Origin of the sequence: Amycolatopsis sp. NPDC052450 (assembly GCF_044547565.1) — a bacterium.
Taxonomy (GTDB): Bacteria; Actinomycetota; Actinomycetes; order Mycobacteriales; family Pseudonocardiaceae; genus Amycolatopsis.
Genome location: NZ_JBIUAQ010000012.1, coordinates 42,102 through 64,512, shown reverse-complemented (window position 1 = coordinate 64,512; position 22,411 = coordinate 42,102). Strand labels below are relative to the sequence as shown.

21 protein-coding genes are annotated in these 22,411 nt (G+C 68.0%); 16 read left to right on the top strand and 5 right to left on the bottom strand.

The genetic code is table 11. From position 1 onward, the window contains the following. The first annotated feature begins 56 nt into the window (after window positions 1–56). The 5 genes from ACIHAO_RS21195 (at window position 57) to ACIHAO_RS21175 (ending at window position 3,549) form a co-directional block, all read left to right on the top strand. Window positions 57–1,694: an acyl-CoA carboxylase subunit beta gene (locus ACIHAO_RS21195; protein WP_396560267.1), complete on the top strand. Its 1,638-nt coding sequence runs from the start codon at window positions 57–59 to the stop codon at window positions 1,692–1,694. Further along, on the top strand, window positions 1,691–1,909 hold the full coding sequence (locus ACIHAO_RS21190; RefSeq protein ID WP_396560265.1) for an acyl-CoA carboxylase subunit epsilon: 219 nt from the start codon (window positions 1,691–1,693) through the stop codon (window positions 1,907–1,909). The genes ACIHAO_RS21195 and ACIHAO_RS21190 overlap by 4 nt, the downstream gene beginning before the upstream one ends. An 85-nt stretch (window positions 1,910–1,994) precedes the next feature. Next, window positions 1,995–2,828: a helix-turn-helix domain-containing protein gene (locus ACIHAO_RS21185; protein ID WP_396560263.1), complete on the top strand. Its 834-nt coding sequence runs from the start codon at window positions 1,995–1,997 to the stop codon at window positions 2,826–2,828. Between the two features lie 197 nt (window positions 2,829–3,025). Further along, window positions 3,026–3,232 (top strand): DUF397 domain-containing protein, encoded by a 207-nt coding sequence (locus ACIHAO_RS21180; protein ID WP_125796505.1) that lies wholly within the window; start codon window positions 3,026–3,028, stop codon window positions 3,230–3,232. Then, the gene (locus ACIHAO_RS21175; protein ID WP_396560261.1) at window positions 3,229–3,549 is read left to right on the top strand and encodes a hypothetical protein; all 321 of its coding nucleotides are present in this window, start codon (window positions 3,229–3,231) and stop codon (window positions 3,547–3,549) included. The genes ACIHAO_RS21180 and ACIHAO_RS21175 overlap by 4 nt, the downstream gene beginning before the upstream one ends. On the opposite strand, the gene ACIHAO_RS21170 is transcribed toward ACIHAO_RS21175, so the two are convergent. Then, window positions 3,546–4,916 carry a serine hydrolase domain-containing protein gene (locus ACIHAO_RS21170; RefSeq protein WP_396560259.1) on the bottom strand — a complete coding sequence of 457 codons (1,371 nt, stop codon included), beginning with the start codon at window positions 4,914–4,916 and terminating at the stop codon, window positions 3,546–3,548. The genes ACIHAO_RS21175 and ACIHAO_RS21170 overlap by 4 nt on opposite strands. A 150-nt stretch (window positions 4,917–5,066) precedes the next feature. Between ACIHAO_RS21170 and ACIHAO_RS21165 the strand changes: the two genes are divergently transcribed. Further along, window positions 5,067–5,693, top strand: a complete 627-nt coding sequence (locus ACIHAO_RS21165) for a PadR family transcriptional regulator (protein WP_396560257.1) — start codon at window positions 5,067–5,069, stop codon at window positions 5,691–5,693. Further along, window positions 5,674–7,287 (top strand): DHA2 family efflux MFS transporter permease subunit, encoded by a 1,614-nt coding sequence (locus ACIHAO_RS21160; RefSeq protein ID WP_396560255.1) that lies wholly within the window; start codon window positions 5,674–5,676, stop codon window positions 7,285–7,287. The genes ACIHAO_RS21165 and ACIHAO_RS21160 overlap by 20 nt, the downstream gene beginning before the upstream one ends. A gap of 123 nt (window positions 7,288–7,410) precedes the next feature. Here ACIHAO_RS21160 and ACIHAO_RS21155 read toward each other — a convergent pair whose 3' ends face one another. After that, complete coding sequence (locus ACIHAO_RS21155; protein ID WP_396560253.1) at window positions 7,411–9,216, bottom strand: glycoside hydrolase family 3 protein; 1,806 nt, start codon at window positions 9,214–9,216, stop codon at window positions 7,411–7,413. A gap of 166 nt (window positions 9,217–9,382) precedes the next feature. Here ACIHAO_RS21155 and ACIHAO_RS21150 point away from each other — a divergent pair, with 166 nt between their 5' ends. Both ACIHAO_RS21150 and ACIHAO_RS21145 read left to right on the top strand, forming a co-directional pair. After that, on the top strand, window positions 9,383–10,009 hold the full coding sequence (locus tag ACIHAO_RS21150) for a Maf family protein (RefSeq protein WP_396560251.1): 627 nt from the start codon (window positions 9,383–9,385) through the stop codon (window positions 10,007–10,009). A 100-nt stretch (window positions 10,010–10,109) separates the two neighbouring features. After that, window positions 10,110–11,474, top strand: coding sequence for a dicarboxylate/amino acid:cation symporter (locus tag ACIHAO_RS21145; RefSeq protein WP_396560249.1), 1,365 nt, complete (start codon window positions 10,110–10,112; stop codon window positions 11,472–11,474). A 354-nt stretch (window positions 11,475–11,828) separates the two neighbouring features. Here ACIHAO_RS21145 and ACIHAO_RS21140 read toward each other — a convergent pair whose 3' ends face one another. Next, a complete protein-coding gene (locus ACIHAO_RS21140; protein WP_396560548.1) occupies window positions 11,829–12,512 on the bottom strand; it encodes a hypothetical protein in 684 nt (227 codons plus the stop codon). Window positions 12,513–12,595: 83 nt separating this feature from the next. On the opposite strand from ACIHAO_RS21140, the gene ACIHAO_RS21135 reads away from it, so the two are divergent. The 5 genes from ACIHAO_RS21135 (at window position 12,596) to ACIHAO_RS21115 (ending at window position 16,336) form a co-directional block, all read left to right on the top strand. After that, the gene (locus ACIHAO_RS21135) at window positions 12,596–12,880 is read left to right on the top strand and encodes an SAV_915 family protein (RefSeq protein ID WP_125796498.1); all 285 of its coding nucleotides are present in this window, start codon (window positions 12,596–12,598) and stop codon (window positions 12,878–12,880) included. Between the two features lie 192 nt (window positions 12,881–13,072). Next, complete coding sequence (locus ACIHAO_RS21130; RefSeq protein WP_396560247.1) at window positions 13,073–14,863, top strand: acetyl/propionyl/methylcrotonyl-CoA carboxylase subunit alpha; 1,791 nt, start codon at window positions 13,073–13,075, stop codon at window positions 14,861–14,863. 46 nt (window positions 14,864–14,909) lie between these two features. Continuing rightward, window positions 14,910–15,368 carry a DUF1707 domain-containing protein gene (locus ACIHAO_RS21125; protein ID WP_396560245.1) on the top strand — a complete coding sequence of 153 codons (459 nt, stop codon included), beginning with the start codon at window positions 14,910–14,912 and terminating at the stop codon, window positions 15,366–15,368. Between the two features lie 41 nt (window positions 15,369–15,409). Beyond that, window positions 15,410–15,784 carry a DUF1707 domain-containing protein gene (locus ACIHAO_RS21120; protein WP_125796741.1) on the top strand — a complete coding sequence of 125 codons (375 nt, stop codon included), beginning with the start codon at window positions 15,410–15,412 and terminating at the stop codon, window positions 15,782–15,784. A 21-nt stretch (window positions 15,785–15,805) separates the two neighbouring features. Beyond that, entirely contained in the window at window positions 15,806–16,336 is a 531-nt protein-coding gene (locus ACIHAO_RS21115) for a GNAT family N-acetyltransferase (RefSeq protein ID WP_396560243.1), read from the top strand. A 121-nt stretch (window positions 16,337–16,457) separates the two neighbouring features. Here ACIHAO_RS21115 and ACIHAO_RS21110 read toward each other — a convergent pair whose 3' ends face one another. Both ACIHAO_RS21110 and ACIHAO_RS21105 read right to left on the bottom strand, forming a co-directional pair. Beyond that, on the bottom strand, window positions 16,458–17,921 hold the full coding sequence (locus ACIHAO_RS21110; protein ID WP_396560241.1) for an aldehyde dehydrogenase family protein: 1,464 nt from the start codon (window positions 17,919–17,921) through the stop codon (window positions 16,458–16,460). A gap of 97 nt (window positions 17,922–18,018) precedes the next feature. Then, window positions 18,019–19,758, bottom strand: coding sequence for a glycerol-3-phosphate dehydrogenase/oxidase (locus ACIHAO_RS21105; protein WP_396560239.1), 1,740 nt, complete (start codon window positions 19,756–19,758; stop codon window positions 18,019–18,021). Window positions 19,759–20,006: 248 nt separating this feature from the next. Between ACIHAO_RS21105 and ACIHAO_RS21100 the strand changes: the two genes are divergently transcribed. Then, on the top strand, window positions 20,007–20,762 hold the full coding sequence (locus ACIHAO_RS21100; protein ID WP_396560237.1) for an MIP/aquaporin family protein: 756 nt from the start codon (window positions 20,007–20,009) through the stop codon (window positions 20,760–20,762). A gap of 13 nt (window positions 20,763–20,775) precedes the next feature. Beyond that, window positions 20,776–22,290: a glycerol kinase GlpK gene (gene glpK / locus ACIHAO_RS21095; RefSeq protein WP_396560235.1), complete on the top strand. Its 1,515-nt coding sequence runs from the start codon at window positions 20,776–20,778 to the stop codon at window positions 22,288–22,290. Window positions 22,291–22,411 lie beyond the last annotated feature (121 nt).

Here is a 22,411-nt window from a genome sequence, read left to right as displayed (position 1 = left end):
CGGACGTTGCCTACGCCACACGCGAAGTGACCGTCGAGTAGCTAGGCTGCGGTTTCATGAGCAGTGCGACGGAGCCGCTCGGGACGCCGCCCGAGGACGAACCGGACATCCACACGACGGCCGGCAAGCTGGCCGACCTGTACCGCCGGTATGACGAGGCGGTGCACGCGGGTTCCGCGAGGGCGGTGGAGAAACAGCACGCCAAAGGCAAGAAGACCGCTCGCGAGCGGATCGACCTGCTGCTGGACGAAGGCTCGTTCGTCGAACTCGACGAGCTGGCCAAGCACCGCTCGGTGAACTTCGGCCAGGAGAAGAACCGGCCGTACGGCGACGGCGTCGTCACCGGCTACGGCACCGTCGACGGCCGCCCGGTGTGCGTGTTCAGCCAGGACGTCACCGTCTTCGGCGGTTCACTCGGCGAGGTGTACGGCGAGAAGATCGTCAAGGTGATGGACCTGGCGATCAAGACCGGCCGTCCGATCATCGGCATCAACGAGGGCGGCGGCGCGCGGATCCAGGAAGGCGTCGTCTCGCTCGGGCTGTACGGCGAGATCTTCAACCGCAACGTCAAGGCGTCCGGTGTCATCCCGCAGATCTCGCTGATCATGGGCGCCAACGCGGGCGGGCACGTCTACTCCCCCGCGCTGACCGACTTCGTGGTGATGGTCGACAAGACCTCCCACATGTTCATCACCGGCCCCGACGTCGTGAAGACCGTGACCGGCGAAGAGGTCACCTTCGAGGAGCTCGGCGGCGGGCGCACGCACAACACCCGTTCGGGTAACGCGCACTACCTCGGTTCCGACGACGAGGACGCGATCGCCTACGTCAAGGAACTCCTCTCGTTCCTCCCGGCGAACAACCTGTCCGAAGCGCCGCTGTTCGAGACGGACGCGCCCTCCGGTGGCTTCTTCGATGACGTGACCGAGTCCGATCGCGAGCTCGACACGCTCATCCCGGATTCGCCGAACCAGCCGTACGACATGCACGAGGTCATCAACCGCGTCGTCGACGACGGTGATTTCCTCGAGGTGCACGAACTGTTCGCGCCCAACATCCTGGTCGGCTTCGGCCGGGTGAACGGGCGCAGCGTCGGCATCGTGGCGAACCAGCCGACCCAGTTCGCGGGCTGCCTCGACATCGACGCGTCCGAGAAGGCCGCGCGGTTCGTGCGCACCTGCGACGCGTTCAACATCCCGGTGCTGACCTTCGTCGACGTCCCCGGCTTCCTGCCCGGCACCGACCAGGAGTGGAACGGCATCATCCGGCGCGGCGCGAAGCTGATCTACGCCTACGCCGAAGCGACCGTCCCGCTCGTCACCGTCATCACCCGCAAGGCGTACGGCGGCGCGTACGACGTCATGGGGTCGAAGCACCTCGGCGCGGACATCAACCTGGCGTGGCCGACGGCCCAGGTCGCGGTCATGGGCGCGCAGGGCGCGGCGAACATCGTGCACCGCAAGACACTCGCCGCGGCAGCCGCCGACGGCAAGGACGTCGACGCGCTGCGCGCCGAGCTGATCCAGGAGTACGAGGACACGCTCCTGAACCCGTACGCGGCGGCCGAGCGCGGTTACGTCGACTCGGTGATCGTGCCCGCGCACACCCGCGGCCACATCGCCAAGGCGCTGTCACTGCTCCAAGGCAAGCGGGAAAACCTGCCGCCCAAGAAGCACGGGAACATCCCGCTGTGAGCACGCCCGGAACCCCGCTGCTGAAGGTCGTCCGCGGCAATCCGGACGACGCCGAACTCGCCGCGCTGACCGCCGTCGTCGCGGCGGCGGCCGGTGCGCGGGCGCCGGAGCCGGCGCCGAAACGGGATTCGTGGTGGGCGGACAAGGCTTCGCTCGTGCGGGCACCGCTCGCACCCGGCGAAGGCGCTTGGCGGGCTTCGGCGCTTCCTCGCTGACACGGCCCGTTTGACGGCGCGGATCCGGTTTCCGCGGACTATGGTGACAGTCCTGCCGACCGGATCCGCCCTCAGAAAGCCGTGCGTGACGAACCAGGACCAGCTTTCCACCGAGTTGCGCCGTCTGCGCAAAGCCGCCGGGTTGTCCGGTACCGAAGCGGCCAGGCTCACCGGTCTCAGTCAGTCGAAGGTCTCACGCGTCGAAACCGGCGCGTTCATGCCGACGGAGGACCAGGTCGTCGCGCTGTGCCGGGCGTACCGCGCACCCGCGAAGGTCCGGCGGGCGCTGGTCGCGATCACGCGGGACCTCCGCGAAGAGGCGTCGTCCGCCCGTGTCGTCCTCCAGCGCGGTGCCTGGCGGATGCAGCAGCGCATCGGCAAGATCGAGACGGCGTCCGCGCGTATCCGCAGTTTCCAGCCGACCATCGTGTTCGGCCTGCTCCAGACCCGCGACTACATCACCGCGCTGTTCGACGATTCCCTGCCGTCGGGCGAACGCGACCAGACCGTCGAGGCCCGGCTGGAACGCCAGCGGATCCTCGACTCGAATCGCGAGTTCCACTTCGTGCTCACCGAAGGCGCCCTGCGCTGGAACATGGGCGGCGCGGCGACCATGCTCGCCCAGCTCGGCCACCTCATCGAGGTGTCCCGCCGCGGCCGGGTGCGGCTCGGCGTCATCCCGTGGACCACGCCGGTGTCGGTCGCCGTGCTCCACGGTTTCGACATCTACGACTCGCGCGCGGTGCTCCTCGGGACGCAGACGGCCACGGCGCTCGTCACGGACGAACGCGAAGTCGCCGACTACGAGAAGAACTTCGCCGAAGTCGAGCGCTACGCCACTTATGGCGACGTCGCCTGCTCGCACCTGACGCGGATCGCGGCCGATTACCGAGAGCTCGCGGTCGAACCACTTCGGTGACCTAAGACCCTTTGCGCTATGCACTCCGAGAGTGCATCGTGAGTAAAGCAGCTGTCGGTGAAGGCCCACTTTCGTGCGCCGAGCGCGATCACCGAAGCCGTTCACCGACCAACGGGCACAGATCACCCGATCTCGCCAACCTTGCTGCCGCACAACCCGTCTACTTGCCGAAACAGTCACTGGGGAAAGGGCCTCCGATGACCACCTGGCACGAGAACATGACCGGCTGGCACAAGTCGACCTACACGCACTGGGAAGAGAACGCCTGCGTCGAGGTCGGCGCCGCGCCCGGCCTGGTCGGCATCCGGGACACCAAACAGTGGGCGATGCCGGACGAGACCCGGCCCATCCTGGTGCTGCCGTCCGAGTCCTTCGCCGCGCTCCTCGACCACCTTGGCCGATGAACGACGTCGCCGAGCCGTACATGGTCCACCATCCACGGGAGATGGCTGGCCAGCTGATCAACGGCAACTGGATCGTCGCGCGCTGGGAGCACCTCGGTGAGGACGAGGACCTGGACCGCTGGACGGCCGTCCTCCGCGAGCACTGCGCGGAACTCGACGTCGATCCGTACGTCATCAACATCCCGCGGAAGAGCCTGACCATCGTCTTCAACGGCGCGCTCCCCGCGCCGACGTTCGAACAGCTGGAGAACTCGATCGCGGCCATCGAGTACCACCGCTTCCTCGAACGCGAAATCGGCCCGAGGCCGCTGAACTAAGCGATCTTGGGTGCGGCGCGCATTCCGATGTAAACGCAGTCCGTTCCCGTCGCGAGCGTGGAGAACACCACGGGCATCCAGTCTTCGCTGAACGACGGGCCCGCTCCCGAAGCGGCGAAAACGGTGTCCGTGACGGGCACCAGATCCATGTCCAGCGGCGGCGAGAAATCCTTCATCCCGTCGACGAACTCGTACCGCAGCTTCCGATCGCCCGTCACCGTGATGACCACGCCTTCCCGCCGGTAGACGCCGACGAACCGGGCCGGATCCACGACCGGCGGTTCGACCGGCGGTGCGAAGGCATCGGGAAGCCGGACATCGGCGAACTCGTCGAGCAGTTCGCGGAACAAGGCCGCGTACAGCTGCCGGGCACCGCCGCCATTGGTCACCAAGGCCACGGCGACGCCCGCCGACGGAACCACCCGCAGGTACGCGTACTGCCCGACTGCCGCGCCGTCGTGGCCGAAGCCCGGCGTGCCGTCCCAGTCGTAGAGCGTCCAGCCGAGCCCCCAGCCGTCCGCGCTGACCGTCCACTTGTCCGGGACATCGGTTTCGCGGCGCTGCATCGCCTCGACCGTTTCCCTGGCCAGGACCCGGGTCCCGTCCGGCGCCAGCCCGTCGTCGAGGTGCATCCGCGCGAGGCGGACGATGTCGCCGGCGGAGGCGATGACCCGTGCGCCAGGCCCCGCCGAGCGTGGCATCAGATCCCAGGCGGGGGCGGGCTCCGGATCCTGCCCCGGTTCGCCGAGATGACTCATCGCCGCCCGGAAGCACAGCGCCTCTTCGGGCAGGGTCATCGACTGCTTCAGCCCGAGCGGCGTGAAGATCAGGTCCTTCAGGGCCTGGTCCCAGGTCGACCCTGTCACCACCTCGACGATGCGGCCGAGGACCACGTAGCCGACGCTGCTGTAGGAGACCGCCGTCCCCGGCGGACAGTCCATCGCGATGCCCTTGCTGGCCTCGACATAGCGGGCGATGCAGTCGTCGCCGCGACCCGTGTCGACGTGGAAGTCACAGGTGAGACCGCTGGTGTGGCTCAGCAGCTGCCGGACGGTGATCGTCCCGGTCGCTTCGGGATCGATCGTCTCGAAGTCCGGCAGCACCTCCGCGACCGGCACGTCGAGGTCCAGCTCACCGGTTTCGACCAGCCTCATGATCAGCGTCGCGGTGTAGATCTTGGCGATCGAACCGAGCTGGAACACCGAATCGGTCGTCGCCTCGACGCCGGTACCGCGATGCAGAACGCCGCTCGCGAGCTCGTGAATCTCGCCGTCCGTCAGCACGGCCAGCACGGCACCTGGAACGTGATGGGCTTCGCGAAGCTCGTCCAGCTTGGCCTGCCAGCGCCCGTTGTCCCAGTTCGTCATGAGCTTCCCTTCGTGCGTACGTCGTTCTCATACTGCGCACACTGTACGCACAAGAGATCGGCGTACGCAAGAGGCATGGTGACGGCGCTCCCGGACATGTCATATAGTCCACTCGGAATAATCAGCACGGAATCTTCCGAGAGGATCATCATGGCCGCGAAGCTCACCCCGCTCGCCATGGCGGTGCTGGAACTCCTTCACGAGCGGCCCATGCATCCGTACGAGATGGCGCAGCTGATGAAGGAGCGCTACGTCAGCACGCGCGTCAAAGTGAAGGCCGGCTCGCTCTACCACACGGTGGACCGCCTGGCGGAGAACGGTTTCGTCGAGATCGTCGAGACACAGCGGGACGGGAAACGCCCCGAGCGCACCCTGTACGCGATGACGGAGGCCGGTCGCGACGAGTTCGTCGACCGGGCGCAGGACATGCTGGCCACGCCCGCCGAGGAATACCCCGAGTACCTCAGCGCGCTCGCCGTCATCGACGAACTCGGCCCGGAAATGACGCTCACCCAGCTCAAACACCGCGTGCTGCGGCTACAGGCCGCCATCGCTTCCGACCAGGTCGTGCTCGAAAACCTGGCCAAGGAGCACAAGCTCCCCGAGATCTACTGGCTCGACTGGTCCTATGCCACCGCGCGGCGCGCCTTCGAGCTCGAATGGACCCAGAAACTGATCGGAGACCTCGAATCCGGTCGCATCGGGTTCCAGGAACACTGCACGCCGCACCTCAACCTGGTCACCGAGGACGACACCGATGAACGCAAGACAAGCTAACCCGTGGGCGGCGCTTTCCGCGCTGTGCCTGGGTTTCTTCATGATCCTGCTGGACACCACGATCGTTTCGACCGCGATTCCCGCGATGCTGCGCGAACTCGGCGCCGGGCTGAACGCGATCGTCTGGGTGATCAGCGTCTACCTGCTCACCTACGCGGTGCCGATGCTGTTCGCCAGCCGCCTCGGCGACCGCTTCGGCCCGAAACGCGTCTACCTGACCGGGCTCGTGGTGTTCACGCTGGCCTCGCTGTGGTGCGGCCTGTCCGGCTCGGTCGAGATGCTGATCGCGGCCCGCGCGGTGCAGGGACTCGGGGCCGCTTTGATGACGCCGCAGACGCTGGCGTTCATCAGCCACCTGTTCCCGCCGTCGAAACGCGGCCCCGCGATGGGCCTCTGGAGCGGTGTCGCCGGGATCGCGGCCATCATCGGGCCACTGCTCGGCGGTGTGCTCGTCGACCATCTCGGCTGGGAATGGATCTTCTTCGTCAACCTGCCGGTCGGCGTGGTCGCGTTCGCGCTGGCTCTGCTCAAGGTGCCGGACTGGCAGCCGAAGCACTCGCATTCCTTCGACGTTCCCGGGATCCTGCTGTCCGGCGCCGGTTTGTTCTGTGTCGTCTACGGCGTCCAAAATGGACAGCACTACGACTGGGGCCGCGTGTCCGGGCCGATCACCGTGTTCGAGATCATCGGCGCCGGCGTCGCGCTGCTGGTCGCTTTCGTGCTGTGGCAACGGTTCAACCGCAAGGAACCACTGCTGCCGCTGGGTGTCTTCGCGAATCGCAACTTCTCGGCCGGGACGCTGACCGCGGTCACCGTCGGCTTCGCGATGACCGGCATGTTCCTGCCGCTGGTGATCTACATGCAGGCCGTGCTCGGCGAATCACCGACGATGTCCGGGTTGCTGTTCGCGCCGATGTCGTTGCTGGCGGGCATGATCGGCCCGTTCGTCGGCCGCGCTTCGGACAAGGTCAACGGCAAACTCCTGCTGATCATCGGACTGGCGGCGCTGGCCGTGGGGCTGGGCCTGGTGGCACTGATCGCACGGGCGGGAGCGAACGCGTGGACGCTCACCCCGGCGCTGCTGGTGGCCGGCCTCGGGATCGGGTTCATCTTCGCGCCGATGGGCAACCTGGCGATGAGTTCGGTCGAACCGCGGCTCGTCGGGACCGCGTCGGGCATCTTCAACACCGCCCGCCAGGTCGGCGGCGTACTCGGCAGCGCCGCCGTCGGCGTGCTGCTGCAGGCGCGGATCAGCGCTTCGATCGCCGACGAGGCGGCGTCGGCCGCGAGCGCGTTGCCGGAGCAGTACCGCGCGCCGTTCGCGGAAGGCATCGCGAAGGCCGCGGAATCGACCGGGGAGTTCGGTTCTTCCGGGCCGACGGCATTCCCGGGCCTGCCTTCCGGCGTCGCCGAGCAGGCGCAACGGCTCGCGCTCGACGCCGTCCACAATGGACTCACCGACGCGGCGCGGGTGACACTGCTGCTCCCGGCCGCGGTGCTGGTGCTGGGCGTGCTCGCGGCGCTCACCATGCGCCGCCCCGCTCCGCGGGCGCCTCGCTCCCCCGCCCTGGAACCCGCCACCAGCGCCGCCTGACCCCTTGCCGCAATTCGTCACCTACTTGCGGTGTTCGAGCCCCCACCGGTGCTATGAACGGTCCTTTCCTTGCAAAATTCGCAAGGAAAGGACCGTTCCTCTCATCCGCGCCGACGGCGGAAGCTACCGGCGGTACCGCAGGCCGTAGCCGTACGGGTACAGCGCCTTCTTGCCGTCACCGACGTTCACCGGTTCCTGCGCCGCACTGGTCGGCCAGCTGAACGTCAGCTTCCCGGTCGGGTTGTAGTCGCCGTAAAGGACATCGGCGACACCGGCGCCTTCGCTGCCCGGGAGCCACGCGGCGAGAAGCCCGTCGAACTGCGGCAGTTGCGGAGCGAGGTCGAGCGGACGTCCGGACACGGTCACCACGACGACCGGAACCCCGGCGCTCTTCAGTTTGGCGATCGTGGCGAGGTCTTCCGCGTCGAGTCCGAAGCCGTTCGGACGGTCTCCCTGCCCTTCGGCGTACGGCGTTTCGCCCACCACGGCGACGGCGACCCGGTAGCTGCCGTCGATTCCGTTACCCGCACGGTCATAGGTCACCGTGGTCCCCTTCCCCGCCCCCGACTCGATGCCGCCGAGGATGGTCGTGCCCGGGATCACCGGGCCGCTCTGGCCCTGCCAGGTGAGCGTCCAGCCGCCGGCCTGGTTACCGATGTCGTTCGCGTTCTTGCCCGCGACGAAGATCTTGTTGTTCTTCTTAGCCAGCGGCAGCACACCGTCGTTCTTCAGCAGTACCTGCGATTCGCGGACGGCCTGCCGGGCCAGGTCGCGATGTTCCTTGCTGCCGAACGTCTTCTGGAGCGAACGGTCGGTGTACGGGCGCTCGAACAGGCCGAGCTTGAACTTCTCCGCCAGGATGCGGCGGTTAGCGTCGTCGATCCGGTCGCGTGAGACACGGCCCGCCTCGACTTCGGCCTTGAGATAGGCGATGAACTGCGGCGCGTCCCACGGGACCATGAACATGTCGATGCCCGCGTTGACCGAGAGCCGCACCTCTTCGGGGGTGAAGCCTTCCTTGCCGTCGATCTGGTTGATCGCGTTGTAGTCCGAGATCACCAGGCCGGAGAACCGCAGTTCCCTCTTGAGGACGTCGGTGATGAGGTACTTCTCGGCGTGCATGCGCACCCCTTGAAAACTGGAGAACGAGATCATCACCGAGCCGACGCCGCGGTCGATCGCCTCACGGAACGGCGGCAGGTGGATCTGGCGCAGTTCGCGTTCGCTGATCACGGTGTCGCCCTGGTCGACGCCGTTCGCCGTGCCGCCGTCGCCGACGTAGTGCTTCGCCGTCGCGAGCACCGATCCCGGTTTCTCGCCGAGCCTGCGCCCTTGAAGGCCGGTGATGGCCGACGCGTTGGCGATGGCGTCGCGCGGGGATTCGCCGAAGGATTCGTACGTCCGGCCCCAGCGATCGTCACGGGCGACGCACAGGCACGGCGAAAAGTCCCACCGCGGACCGGTTCCGGCGACTTCCAGCGCCGTCGCACGGCCGATCTTCTCGACCAGCCGCGGATTGCCGGCCGCACCGAGGCCGATGTTGTGCGGGAAGATCGTCGCGCCGTAGACGTTGTTGTGGCCGTGCACGGCGTCGACGCCGTAGAGCGTGGGAATGCCGAGCGGCGTCGAAATCGCCGCCTTCTGGTACGAGTCGACCATGTCGGCCCACCCGTTCGGCGTGTTACTGGCGGGCACCGAGCCACCGCCGGAGAGCAAGGACCCCAGTTTGAGCGCGGCGGCCTGATCAGGCGTGACCGCGCCGCGTTCGGCCTGGGTCATCTGGCCGATCTTGTCGTCGAGACTCATCCGCTTGAGCAGGTCGTTCACCCGCGCGGAGGTCGAAGCGTGGGGATTCTTGTAGACCGGCCCGGTGGCGGCGGACGCCATCGGCGCCAGGGCCGAACCGGCCAGGAGTAGTCCTGCGAGCACTGTGGCTTGCGTCGTGCGAAGCGATCTTCTGACGCGGAGGCGGGACGGCATTGGTTCCTCCGTAGCTCGAACAATCCATATGTTGCGCGCCACAACAAACTAGCTCCACGTTCGGGTGTTCCAGGTCACAATCGGGCAACGGAGACCGGTCGAGTACCTTCCTCAGGTGCGTTTCGTCCTCGCTTCCCAGTCCTCCGCCCGCCTCGGCGTCCTGCGTTCCGCCGGCTTCGACCCGAGCGTCGTCGTCTCCGGCGTCGACGAGGACGCCGTCGCCGCGTCCCTGATCGATCCGGCGCCGGAGGAGCTGGTCCGCGCGCTCGCCGCCGCGAAGGCCGAAGCGGTTTTCGAGGCACTCGGCGGCCACACCGACATGGTCATCGTGGGCTGCGATTCGATGCTGTCGATCAACGGCGAGATGGTCGGGAAGCCGATCACGCCGGAGGCGGCGCGCGAGCGATGGGCGTCGATGGCGGGCAAAACCGGTGAACTTCTCACCGGCCACGCGATCATCCGCGTCGAGGACGGCGTGAGGACGAAGGAAGCCTCCGGGACCGAAGGCACCACTGTTCGCTTCGGCACGCCGTCGCAAGAAGAGATCGAGGCCTACATCGCGTCCGGCGAACCGCTTCAGGTGGCAGGCGGCTTCACCCTGGACGGGCTCGGCGGCTGGTTCATCGAGGGCATCGACGGCGACTTCTCGAGCGTCATCGGGATCAGCCTGCCGCTGACCCGACGTTTGCTGACCGAAGTCGGCGTCAGCGTCATCGACCTGTGGACCCGTCCCGCATCCTGAGACGACTCCCACACGATCGGGTGATCCGGAAGAGTCCTGCCTCGCCGAACGTTCTTCACGTTCGGGAAATCAGGAAACTTTCACGCACCGGAGTCGCCCCGTGTCTTTCATTCGGACCTACACAAGGCCAAAGGTCTTCGCGGCGGCGGTCCTCGGCTCGCTCGTCGTGGGCGCCCTGCTCGGCGTGCTCGCCAGGACGACCGAGGCGAGCTGGCTGACCGACCTGCTCGACCAGATCGGCACGATCTTCACGACGCTGCTGCAGATCGCGGTGATCCCGCTGGTCTTCACGGCGATCGTGGTCGGCATCAACAGCCTGCGCAACCTCGGCGGCGGCAAGAAGGCCGCGCGGCTGGGCGGCAAGACCGTGCTGTGGTTCGCGATCACCTCGTTCATCGCGTCGCTGATCGGCATCGCCGTCGCGAAGCTGTTCGACCCGGGCAGCGGCGGCCTCGGCGAAGGTGTCGCCGCGACCGCGAAGAACGCCGACAAGGCCACCAAGAGCGTCGACAACTGGGGCTCCTGGAGCGCCTTCGTCGAAGGCTTCTTGCCGAAGAACTTCTTCACCGCTTTCACCGAGGGTGAGACGCTTCAGGTGCTGTTCCTCGCGGTGCTGATCGGCGCCGCGGCCTACAGCCTCGGCGACAAGGCCAAGCCGTTCGTCGACTTCACCACGAGCGTGTTCGAGATCATCCAGCGCTACCTCGGCTGGGTCGTCCGGCTCGCCCCGATCGGCATCATCGGCCTGATCGGCGCCGCGGTCTCGAACTACGGTGACGCCCTGTTCCGGCCGCTGTTGTCCACCACTCTCGCGGTGTACGCCGGCTGCTTGCTGGTGCTGTTCGTGGTCTACCCGATCCTGCTGCAGTTCGTGGCGAAGGTCAGCCCGCTGACGTTCTTCTCGAAGGCGGGCACGGCGATCCAGTTCGCGTTCGCTTCGCAGTCTTCGGGCGCGACGCTGCCCTTGACCCGGCAGTCCGCCGTGAACCTGGGCGTCCAGCCCGCGTACGCCGCCTTCGCGACTCCGCTGGGCAGCGCCACGAAGATGGACGGCTGCGCCGCGGTGTTCCCCGCGATCGGCGCCATCTTCATCGCGAACCTGTCCGGCGTTTCGCTGAACATCTGGCAGTACGTCGGCATCGTCGTGGTCGCCGTGCTCGGCGCGCTGGCCACCGCGGGCACCACCGGCTGGCTGACCGCGCTGACCCTGACCACCGCGTTCATCGGGCTCGACGCGCAGCAGGTGGCGCTCGGGATCGCGCTGATCTACTCGGTGAACCCGATCATGGACATGATGCGGACCGCGACCAACGTCGCGGGCCAGATCGTCGTGCCGGTGGTCGTCGCCCGCAGCGAAGGCCTGCTGGACGACGACGTGCTCAACTCGCCGACGGATCCTTCGCCCACCTCCGACGGCGAAGCGGCTACTACCTCTGCGAAGGAGCCTGCTGCCGCGGGTGCTTGAGGTTCTTCAAGTACATGAAGGCCCCCTTCCTTGCGCCAGGCGCAAGGAAGGGGGCCTTCATGTACTCGGCCTGTCGCGGCGGAGGGTGGGATTGCTCCCGCGCGCGACAGCTGTGACGCGTGGGGGTGGTGGGGTCACCGAGGCGATCCGCCGGTCCGTGAAGGCCTCCTTGAGGGACCAGGAGTCCGTGAAGGCCTCCTTCACTACCTTGAGGGTAGGGAGGGAGGCCCTCACGGACTTCCGAGCTCCCGCAGGCCGGTTACTTAGCCAAGCTCAGCAACGCGAGCAAGGGACCTTTGCTATCACTTCTCTCGACATTGAGATGAAGTGATAGCAAAGGTCCCTTGCTCCCTTTCAGGGACAAGCCCGCAGGTCAGCCTTGGTGAGCCGGACGTCCGGCCACCCCCGCAGCTCCGAAGGAGCGGTGTACCGCCGCGTGCAGCCCACCGAACCGCGGGCGACGTCGTAGACCTCGGCGAGCACCGGCGCCGCCTGGCAGCGGGCCGAGCCGGACTGCGCGCCGGGGCACTCGTGCCGCACGACGATGACGTCCGCGATCCCGTCGGCGGTCACGTCGTTCAGGGCGACCGTTCCGGCGTCGGAGAAGTACGGCTTCCCGGTGTCCCGCCAGATCCCGCCGCGCGCGACGAACAGTTCGCCTACCGAGCCGCCGCTCACTTCGCCGCGCACCAGACAGACCGGCGTCGCGCCGTCGACGCAGCGCAAAGAATCGCCCTTGAGGGTGACCCCCCGGTCGTTGACGATCAGCGGGTACACCGTGTCCGCCCCGATCCGGACCACACCCTGCTTGCCCGCGTCGTCGGCCAGCAGCACGACGGGAAGCCCGCCGACGGTCATCGCGCCGACCTCCCGGCAGGCCGAGTCGCCGCAGTCGACCCCGGGCGCGGTCGGGGCGCCGTCGGAAACAGGAGGCACGCCAGGGGCTCCGGCGGGCGTCGGCGCGGCCGGGCGGAGCAGGATCACGGCCACGATCACGCCCGCCGTCACCACCACCGCCAGCAGCGCGGTGAACAGCACGGATCGCGGCGCCCGCGCTTCCTGAGTCCGCATATCCGAGAGCGTAAGTGATCTAGCGCAGAGTGCACGGCTATGTTGTTCCCGTGACGAACCCCGGACTGCCCAACGCCCTGTTCCTTCCCACGGCGAAAAAGCCGAAGGACTTCACGAGCGCCGAGATCGAACTTCGCCCGACCAAGGACGGCCGGACGGCGTTGATCGCCTTCAGCACCGTGCAGCGCCTTGTCGAGTGCTGCGGCCCGCATCAGCCGTGGGCGCTGGTCAAGTCCGAGCACCTCGGGCGGGTCCACCAGGCCCAGCCGTACGACCTGATCGTGCTCGACTCCGACCTTCCGGAAGAACTGCGGCACCGCGAAGCACTGGTGTAAAGCCTGATAAAAGAACCGGAACCCGTCGCCGCGCTGGTGTAAAGCCTGATAAAAGAACCGAAGCACCCCGCCGCGCTGGTATAAACAGAGGTCACTGGGTGGCCTTGCTCTCACTAATCGGGGCGGGAATTTCCGTAAACTGCTGCGGAGCCGCATCGGGGCGGCCCGACGTGCGAACGCAGGAGGTACGGCGTGACCGAGCAGGCCGGCACAGGTGGTCCGGTGACCAAGATCCTGATCGCGAACCGCGGGGAAATCGCGGTACGGGTGATCAGGGCGGCGAAGGACGCCGGGCTGACCAGCGTGGCCGTCTACGCCGATCCGGATCGTGACGCACCCCATGTCCGCCTCGCCGACGAGGCCTTCGCTCTCGGCGGCACCACCGCCGCCGAGAGCTACCTCGTCTTCGACAAGCTGCTCGACGCCGCCAAGCGGTCGGGCGCGGACTCCGTCCACCCCGGCTACGGGTTCCTCTCCGAGAACGCGGACTTCGCGCAGGCGGTGATCGACGCGGGGCTGACGTGGATCGGCCCGAGCCCGCAGTCCATCCGCGACCTCGGCGACAAGGTCACCGCGCGCCACATCGCGCTGCGCGCCGGAGCCCCTCTCGTGCCCGGTACGAAGGACCCCGCCGCGAACGCCGACGAGATCATCGCCTTCGCCGACGAGCACGGCCTGCCCGTCGCGATCAAGGCGGCATTCGGCGGTGGCGGCCGTGGGCTGAAGGTCGCCCGCACCCGCGAGGAGATCCCGGAGCTCTTCGAATCCGCGACGCGTGAGGCGATCTCCGCCTTCGGCCGCGGCGAATGCTTCGTCGAGCGCTACCTGGACAAGCCGCGCCACGTCGAAGCCCAGGTCCTCGCCGATCAGCACGGCAACGCCATCGTCGTCGGCACCCGGGACTGCTCCTTGCAGCGCCGCCACCAGAAGCTGGTCGAGGAGGCGCCCGCGCCGTACCTGACCGACGATCAGCGCAAGCGCATCCACGAGTCCGCGAAGGCGATCTGCAAGGAAGCCGGTTACTACGGCGCCGGGACCGTCGAGTACCTGGTCGCGGTCGACGGCACGATCTCGTTCCTCGAGGTCAACACGCGGCTCCAGGTCGAGCACCCGGTGTCCGAGGAGACCACGGGCCTCGACCTCGTGCGCGAGATGTTCCGCATCGCGCGCGGCGAAAAGCTGCGCATCACCGAGGACCCGGAACCGCGCGGCCACTCGATCGAATTCCGCATCAACGGCGAGGACGCCGGCCGCGGCTTCCTGCCCGCGCCCGGCACCGTGACGAAGTTCGTCGCGCCCAGTGGTCCCGGAGTCCGGGTCGACTCGGGTGTCGAATCCGGCAGCGTCATCGGCGGCCAGTTCGACTCGATGCTCGCGAAGCTGATCGTCACCGGCTCGGACCGGCAGAACGCGCTCGAGCGCAGCCGCCGCGCGCTGGCCGAGATGGTCGCCGACGGAATGGCGACGGTCCTGCCGTTCCACCGGGTGATCGTGACCGACCCGGCCTTCGTCGGCGACGAGAACGGTTTCAGCGTGCACACCCGCTGGATCGAGACCGAGTTCGACAACCGGATCGAGCCCTTCGTGGCGCCGGAAGCCGCCGAGGCCGAGGAAGAGCAGCCCCGCCAGAACGTCGTCGTCGAGGTCGGCGGCCGCCGCCTCGAAGTGTCGCTTCCCGGCGGTTTCTCGCTCGACGCCGGTGGCGGCGGGACGGCCGTGAAGGCCAAGCCACGCAAGCGCGCGGGCGGCACCAAGGCCGCGGTGAGCGGCGACGCGGTCACCGCGCCGATGCAGGGCACCATCGTCAAGGTCGCCGTCGAAGAGGGCCAGCAGGTCGAAGCGGGCGAGCTGGTCGTCGTGCTCGAAGCGATGAAGATGGAAAACCCGGTCACCGCGCACAAAGCGGGCACCGTGACCGGTCTTTCGGTCGAGGTCGGCGCGGCCGTCACCCAGGGAACCCAGCTGTTCGAGCTGAAAGACTGACGTTTGTCGTGGTTGACGGGGCCTCGCTCGGCCTACCATCGAAAGGGTGAGCGAGGTTCCGTCTCCGCGGCTGCGGATCAGTGATCAGGATCGTGAGTCCGCGCTGACCGCGCTCGGCGAGCACATGAGCGTGGGCCGGATCGACATCGACGAGTACGGCGAGCGGTCCGCGCAGGTCACCGCCGCCAAGACCCGCGGCGAACTGTCCGGGATCTTCGCGGACCTGCCCGAACCACATCCGCTCTTCGACGCGCCCAAGGCCGCCGTGAGCGAACCGGGGAAACCGGCGTGGGCGGACATCCCGCCGATGCAACGGATCATGGGCGCGCTCCAGCCGATCCTGTTCATCGCCTCCATCGTGCTCATCATCACCACCGGTGTCACCTGGTGGTTCATCCTCGTCCCGATCGGGATCAGCGCCGTCGGCGAAGGCATCTGGGGCAAGGGCTGGGACAACGCGCACAAGAAGCTCGGGAAACAACGTCGGCGGGAACTGGACGGCTGATCCGCCCGTAGACTCGGGACGTGAGTGCCGAGAGACCGGACATGCGGCTGAGCGACGCCGAACGCCAAGACGCGCTCGAAGCGCTGGAAGAACATGTCCGCACCGGCAGACTCGACCTCGACGAGTTCGGTACGCGGTCGGCGAAGATCAGCGCCGCGCGGATGGTGAGTGATCTCGAACCGCTGTTCACCGACCTGCCCTCGCCCCGGCCCGGCGCGCTGCTCCCCCTGCCGCCCATGCCCGGCGTGGCGCAGGCGTCCGCGAAGAACGACGCTCCACCGTCGAAATGGCTGACGGCCAGCGCCGTGCCGATCGCGGCGGCGGTCGCGATCGCGCTGTTCTTCTTCACCCGGGGGACGTTCCTGGTCTTCCTGCTGCCGCTGGCGGTCGCGCTGATCATGAGCCGCCGTCGCTGAAGGGCCGGTTACCCTCGAAGGGTGGAACCGGTGGAGATCAACGCGGGCGAGTACTACCTGCGGCAGCTGAGGGCGGACAAGGCACTCGACGACCGTCCGGCGCTGGTCGCGGCCTTCGCCGACCCGACGCATCGCAAATACGTCCTGAACTACCGTTTGCGGGATCTGGACGAGGCGACCGAGTACGTCGCGTTGCGCACGGCCCAGTGGGCCGGTGACGAACGCTGTTCCTGGGCGGTGGCCGAACCGACGACCGGCGAGTTGCTGGGCGAGGTCGGCCTGCGGGATCTCGATTTCGACGCCGGGTACGCGGAGGCGTCGGTCTGGGTGCGCGCGGCGTCAAGGGGCAGGGGCGTCGCGAGCACCGCGCTCAACGCGGCCCTGCGCTTCGGTTTCGGCGGGCTCGGCCTGCGCGAGGTCAGTTACCGCTACGAAGAGACGAACGAGGTTTCCGCCTCGGTCGCCCGCAAATGCGGGTTCACCCTGGTCGGGCCCGAACTCGAACCGGCCCCGACCGGGGAACGCCTCATCCGCTGGCGCCGCACCGCCTGACCCCTTCCCCGCAATTCGTCACCTACTTGCCTGGGCGCGCACCGGCGCCGGACCTCGAACGGGGGCAAGTAGGTGACGAATTGCGGCAACTTCGCAAGTAGGTGACTAATTGCGGCGGTCGTCAGAAAGGGTAGGTGGGCGGCGGGTTGCGGACGGTGACCCAGCGGGTCTCGGTGAAGGCCTCGATGTTCGCCGCCGCGCCGCCGAAACGGCTTCCGGTGCCCGAAGCGGCGACGCCACCGAAGGGGCTGTTCGCCTCATCGCTGACGGTCTGGTCGTTGATGTGCACGATCCCGGTCGGGACGCGGTCGGCCAGCTCCAGTCCTTTGAGGACATCCCGGGTGACGATCCCCAGCGAGAGCCCGTATTCGCTCGCCGTGGCGAGGCGGATGGCCTCCTCGGCGTCGGAGAACCGCACGACCGGCGCGACCGGGCCGAAGATCTCCTCGGCGACCGCGGGCGCCGTCGGCGGCACGTCGGCGAGCACCGTCGCGGAGTAGAACAGCCGGTCGTAGTCGGCGCCGGCGGCGACCCGCGCCCCCGCCGCGACACTGGACGTGACCAGCTCGTGGATCTTGTCCCGCTGTCCGGCGTCGATGATCGGCCCGAGCGCGACCTCGTCCAGCGCCGGGTCGCCCACCCGCAACGCGGCCGCCTTCGCCGCCAGCCGCTCGACGAAGTCGTCGTAGAGCCGCTCGTGCACGAGGTGCCGCCCGGTGGTCATGCAGATCTGGCCCTGGTGGAAGAAGGAGCCGAACGCGGCGACACCGGCGGCTTCGTCGACGTCCGCGTCGTCGAGCACGATGAGCGCCGAGTTCCCGCCCAGTTCCAGATGCGCCCGCTTCAGGTGCTTTCCGGCGAGTTCGCCGACCTTGCGCCCGGCACCGGTCGACCCGGTGAACGAGATGACCCGCACCGCCGGATGCGTCACCAGCGTCTCGCCGACGTCCGCGCCGCCCGGCAGCATCTGCAGCACACCCGGCGGCAGACCCGCTTCCTCGAAGATCCGCGCGAGGACCACGCCACCGGTGACGGCGGTGCGCGGATCCGGCTTGAGGATGACCGCGTTCCCCAGCGCGAGCGCCGGGGCGACCGAACGGATGCCCAGGATGATCGGCATGTTGAACGGCGAGATCACCGCGACGACCCCGGCCGGGACGCGGCGCGCCATCGAAAGCCGCGGTTCCTCACTCGGCAGGAGTTCGCCGTACGGACGGCCGGGCAGGGCGGCCGCCTCGTAGCACTCCTGCTCGGCGACGTGCAGCGAAAAGCCCGCGACTCCCGGCACGGCGCCGACCTCGCGGATGTTCCACCAGCGGATCTCGTCGGCGTACTCGGACCACAGCCGAGCGGCTTTGCGCAGGACGGCGGCACGTTGGACGTGCGGTGTCGCCGCCCAGGCCCGCTGCGCCTCGGCCGCGGTCTCGGCCGCTTTCGCGGCGTCCTCGGCCGAGGCGATCCCCACGCTTCCCAGCACCGCACCGGTCGCGGGCTCCATGACGTCACGGACGCCACCGGCCCCTGGCACCCAGGAACCGCCGGCGAAGATCCGGTCCGTCCACGTCGACGAGTCGAGAAACACCACAAGGCCGCCTTCCGTATCGGGACGGCCGACGCTATGCCAGATTCACCCGATCAGGCAACGATCTCTGCGCGCGTGGCACACCACTCGGCAGCAGGGATCAACTCACCGGTTCGATGATCCCGGACCGCGCTTCCGGCGCGGCCGAACGCAACGCGTCGGCGGCCTCGTCGCTCGGCTGCGACTGCGACTCCCGTTCCGCGTCGACCCGCGCCTTGTACACCTCGACCTCGCGCTTCTCCTCGTCCTTCGACCAGCCGAGCACCTCGCCCACCAGCGTGGCGACCTGCGCCGCGCAGTCGACACCGCGGTGCGCGTACTCGATCGAGATCCGTGTCCGGCGCGCGAGCACGTCTTCCAGGTGAAGCGCGCCCTCGTGGCTGGCCGCGTAGACGACCTCGACGCCGAGGTAGTCCGGAGCGTGCTCCAGCGGCTTCAACAGCTCCGGCCGTCCTTCGCCGAGCGCGAGGACTTCGTGCACCATCGAGCCGTACCGGTCGAGCAGATGCCGGACGCGATACGGGTGCAGCCCGTGCTCGCCGGCCAGATGGTCGGCCTGGTTCACCAGCGCGTGGTACCCGTCGGCGCCCAGCAGCGGCACCTTGTCCGTGATGGACGACTGCGGCCTGCCGGGAAGGTCGACGGCCGCGGCGTCGACGGCGTCGGCCGCCATCACGCGGTACGTCGTGTACTTGCCGCCCGCGATCGCGACCAGTCCCGGCGCGACCCTGGCGACCGCGTGCTCACGCGAAAGCTTCGACGTCTCTTCACTTTCCCCTGCCAGCAAAGGCCGGAGCCCCGCGTAGACGCCTTCGATGTCGTCATGCGTCAGCGGGGTCGCGAGCACGGTGTTGACGTGTTCGAGGAGGTAGTCGATGTCGTGCTTCGTCGCGGCGGGATGCGCGAGGTCGAGGTTCCAGTCGGTGTCGGTGGTCCCGACGATCCAGTGGTTGCGCCACGGGATCACGAACAGCACGGACTTCTCGGTGCGCAGGATCATCCCCGCTTCCGAGACGATCCGGTCGCGCGGGACGACGATGTGCACACCCTTGCTCGCCCGCACACGGAACCGGCCGCGGCCGCCGGAAAGGCGCTGCAGTTCGTCGGTCCAGACGCCGGTGCAGTTGACCACTGCGGAGGCGTGGATCTCGGTCTCGCGGCCGTCCTCGACGTCGCGCACGCGGACACCGGAAATACGGTCCGCCTCGCGGAGGAAACCGACCACCTGGGTGGAGGTGCGCACCACGGCGCCGTAGTGCGCGGCGGTGCGGGCGACGGTCATCGTATGCCGCGCGTCGTCGGATTGCGCGTCGTAGTAACGGATCCCGCCGATCAACGCGGACCGCTTCAGCGCCGGGACCATCCGCAGCGCGCCCGCGCGGCTCAGGTGTTTCTGGCCGGGGACCGACCGCGCGCCGCCCATCGTGTCGTACATCAGCAGGCCGGCCGCGGTGTACGGACGCTCCCAGATCCGGTGGGTCAGCGGATACAGGAAGCTGACCGGCTTCACCAGATGGGGGGCGATCGTCGTCAGCATCAGTTCGCGTTCGCGCAGGGCTTCCCGCACCAGACCGAATTCCAGCTGTTCGAGGTACCGGAGCCCGCCGTGGAAGAGCTTGCTGGACCGGCTCGACGTCCCCGAAGCGAGGTCGCGCGCTTCGACGAGGGCGACCCGCAGGCCGCGTGTGGCGGCGTCGAGCGCCGTGCCGGCCCCGACCACTCCGCCGCCGATGACGACGAGGTCGAACTTGTCCTCACCCAGCCGCTGCCAAGACTCTTCCCGCTTGAGCGGTCCCAGCCTGGCGGGGCTGTTTTCGGCTTCGCGCTGAGAGCTTGCCACGTGACATTCCTCCTTGTGCCGCTGTGACTCCAGCATCGCACGATCGGCCGCGACCGGTCCGTTATGCGGGTGACACGTGTGGCGTAACCCTCGTCGATCTTGGAAGGATTGGTTCCCACGACGCCTGGAAGGAACAAATACGCGACGGTAACGTGCCACGGACGTGGGTCGGCAAGGGCGCCGTAGCACACCGTGTTCGACCCTGCGCGCAATGTCCCATGCGTTGTGTCCACAGTGGAGGTCAAGCGGTGAGTTCTGGAGCCATCTTCGTCTGGGAGTTGCTGGGAACGGCGGTCCTGATCCTGTTGGGTAACGGCGTGGTCGCCAACCACGTGTTGCGTAAGAACAACGGCCACAACGGTGGCGTCGTGATGATCACCTTCGGGTGGGCGTTCGCGGTCTTCGCCGGGGCCAGCATCGCCGCGCCCAGCGGCGCCCACCTCAACCCCGCGGTGACACTGGGCCTCGCCATCGCGGACAAGACGAAGTGGGCGGACGTCCCGATCTACTTCGCCGGGCAGATGGTCGGCGCGATCCTCGGCGCCGTGCTCTGCTGGGCCGCCTACAAACTCCAGTTCGACGACCACCCGCAACGCGACGAGACGCTCGGCATCTTCTCGACCGCGCCGCAGATCCCGAACAAGGCATGGAACCTCGTCACCGAGATCATCGGCACCTTCGTGCTGGTCGCGTGGATCCTGCTCAGCCCGGTCTACGCCAACGCCACGGGCGAAGGCGGCACCCCGAACTTCGGCAACTCCGCGCTCGGTTACGCGGGTGTAGCGTTCGTCGTGCTGGTCATCGGCCAGTCCCTCGGTGGCCCGACCGGTTACGCCATCAACCCGGCCCGAGACCTCGGCCCTCGCATCGCGTACGCGTTCCTGCTGCCGATCAAGAACAAGGCCAACCCGAACTGGGGCTATTCCTGGGTCCCGGTCGTCGGCCCGCTGGTCGGCGGTGCCCTGGCCGCCCTCCTCTTCCTCGCCGTCCACAACCTGACCTGAGACTGGAGCTTCGATGACTTCGTACGTAGCCGCGATCGACCAGGGCACCACGTCGACCCGCTGCATGATCTTCGACCACTCCGGGCGGGTGGTCGCCGTCGACCAGCGGGAACACGAGCAGATCTTCCCGAAGGCGGGCTGGGTCGAGCACAACGCCGAAGAGATCTGGGAGAACACGCGGGCCGTCGCCGCGGGCGCGCTGGCCAAGGGCGACCTGGTCGCGGGCGACATCGTCGCGGTCGGCATCACCAACCAGCGCGAGACCACGCTGGTCTGGGACCGCACCACCGGCAAACCGGTGTACAACGCGATCGTCTGGCAGGACACCCGCACGGACAAGATCGTCAGCGACCTGGGGGCGCTGGGCGGTGGACAGGAGCGTTACCGCGCGAAGGTGGGCCTGCCGCTGGCGACCTACTTCTCCGGGCCGAAGATCAAGTGGATCCTCGACAACGTCGAGGGTGCCCGCGCGAAGGCCGAGGCCGGTGACCTCATCTTCGGCAACATGGACACCTGGGTGCTGTGGAACATGACCGGCGGGGTCGACGGCGGCGTGCACGTCACCGACCCGACCAACGCGTCGCGGACCATGCTGATGGACCTCGACACGCTGGCCTGGGACGCCGAGATCGCCGAAGAGATGACCGTCCCGCTGTCGATGCTGCCGGAGATCCGGTCGTCCTCGGAGACCTACGGCAAGGTCCGCGAGAAGGGCGCGCTGGCCGGGGTCCCGATCTCGGGCATCCTCGGCGACCAGCAGGCGGCGACCTTCGGGCAGGCGTGCCTTTCGCCGGGTGAAGCGAAGAACACCTATGGCACCGGCAACTTCATGCTGCTCAACACCGGCACCGAGAAGGTCATGTCGGACAACGGGTTGCTCACCACGGTCTGCTACAAGATCGGCTCGAACGACACGGTGTACGCGCTCGAAGGATCGATCGCGGTCACCGGTTCGCTCGTGCAGTGGCTGCGCGACAACCTCGGCCTGATCGGCTCCGCGGCCGAAGTCGAGCAGCATGCCCGCACCGTCGAGGACAACGGTGGCGCGTACTTCGTGCCGGCGTTCTCGGGCCTCTTCGCGCCGTACTGGCGCTCCGACGCCCGCGGCGCGATCGTCGGCCTCACCCGGTTCGTCAACAAGGGCCACATTTCGCGGGCGGTGCTGGAGGCGACCGCGTTCCAGTCACGCGAGGTCATCGACGCGATGAACGCCGACTCCGGTGTCCCGCTGAAGTCGCTGAAGGTCGACGGCGGCATGGTCGTCAACGAACTGCTCATGCAGTTCCAGGCCGACATCCTCGGCGTGCCGGTGATCCGCCCGGTGGTCAACGAGACCACCGCGCTCGGCGCCGCCTACGCGGCCGGCCTCGCCGTGGGCTTCTGGGAGAGCGAAGACGACATCCGCAACAACTGGGCGCAGGACAAGCAGTGGGACCCGTCGATGGACGAGGCCCGCCGCGAATCCGAGTACCGCAACTGGAAGAAGGCCGTCACGAAGACCTTCGACTGGGTCGACGACGAGGGCTGATCGCAGGGCTCGTGAGTGGTGGGGGGGGGTGTTTACGGGCACACCACAAAACACAAAATAACCCCCCGGTAACGTGATACCGCGGGCCGAGTCACCCCCCCCCGCGGCCGCCCCAAAAACC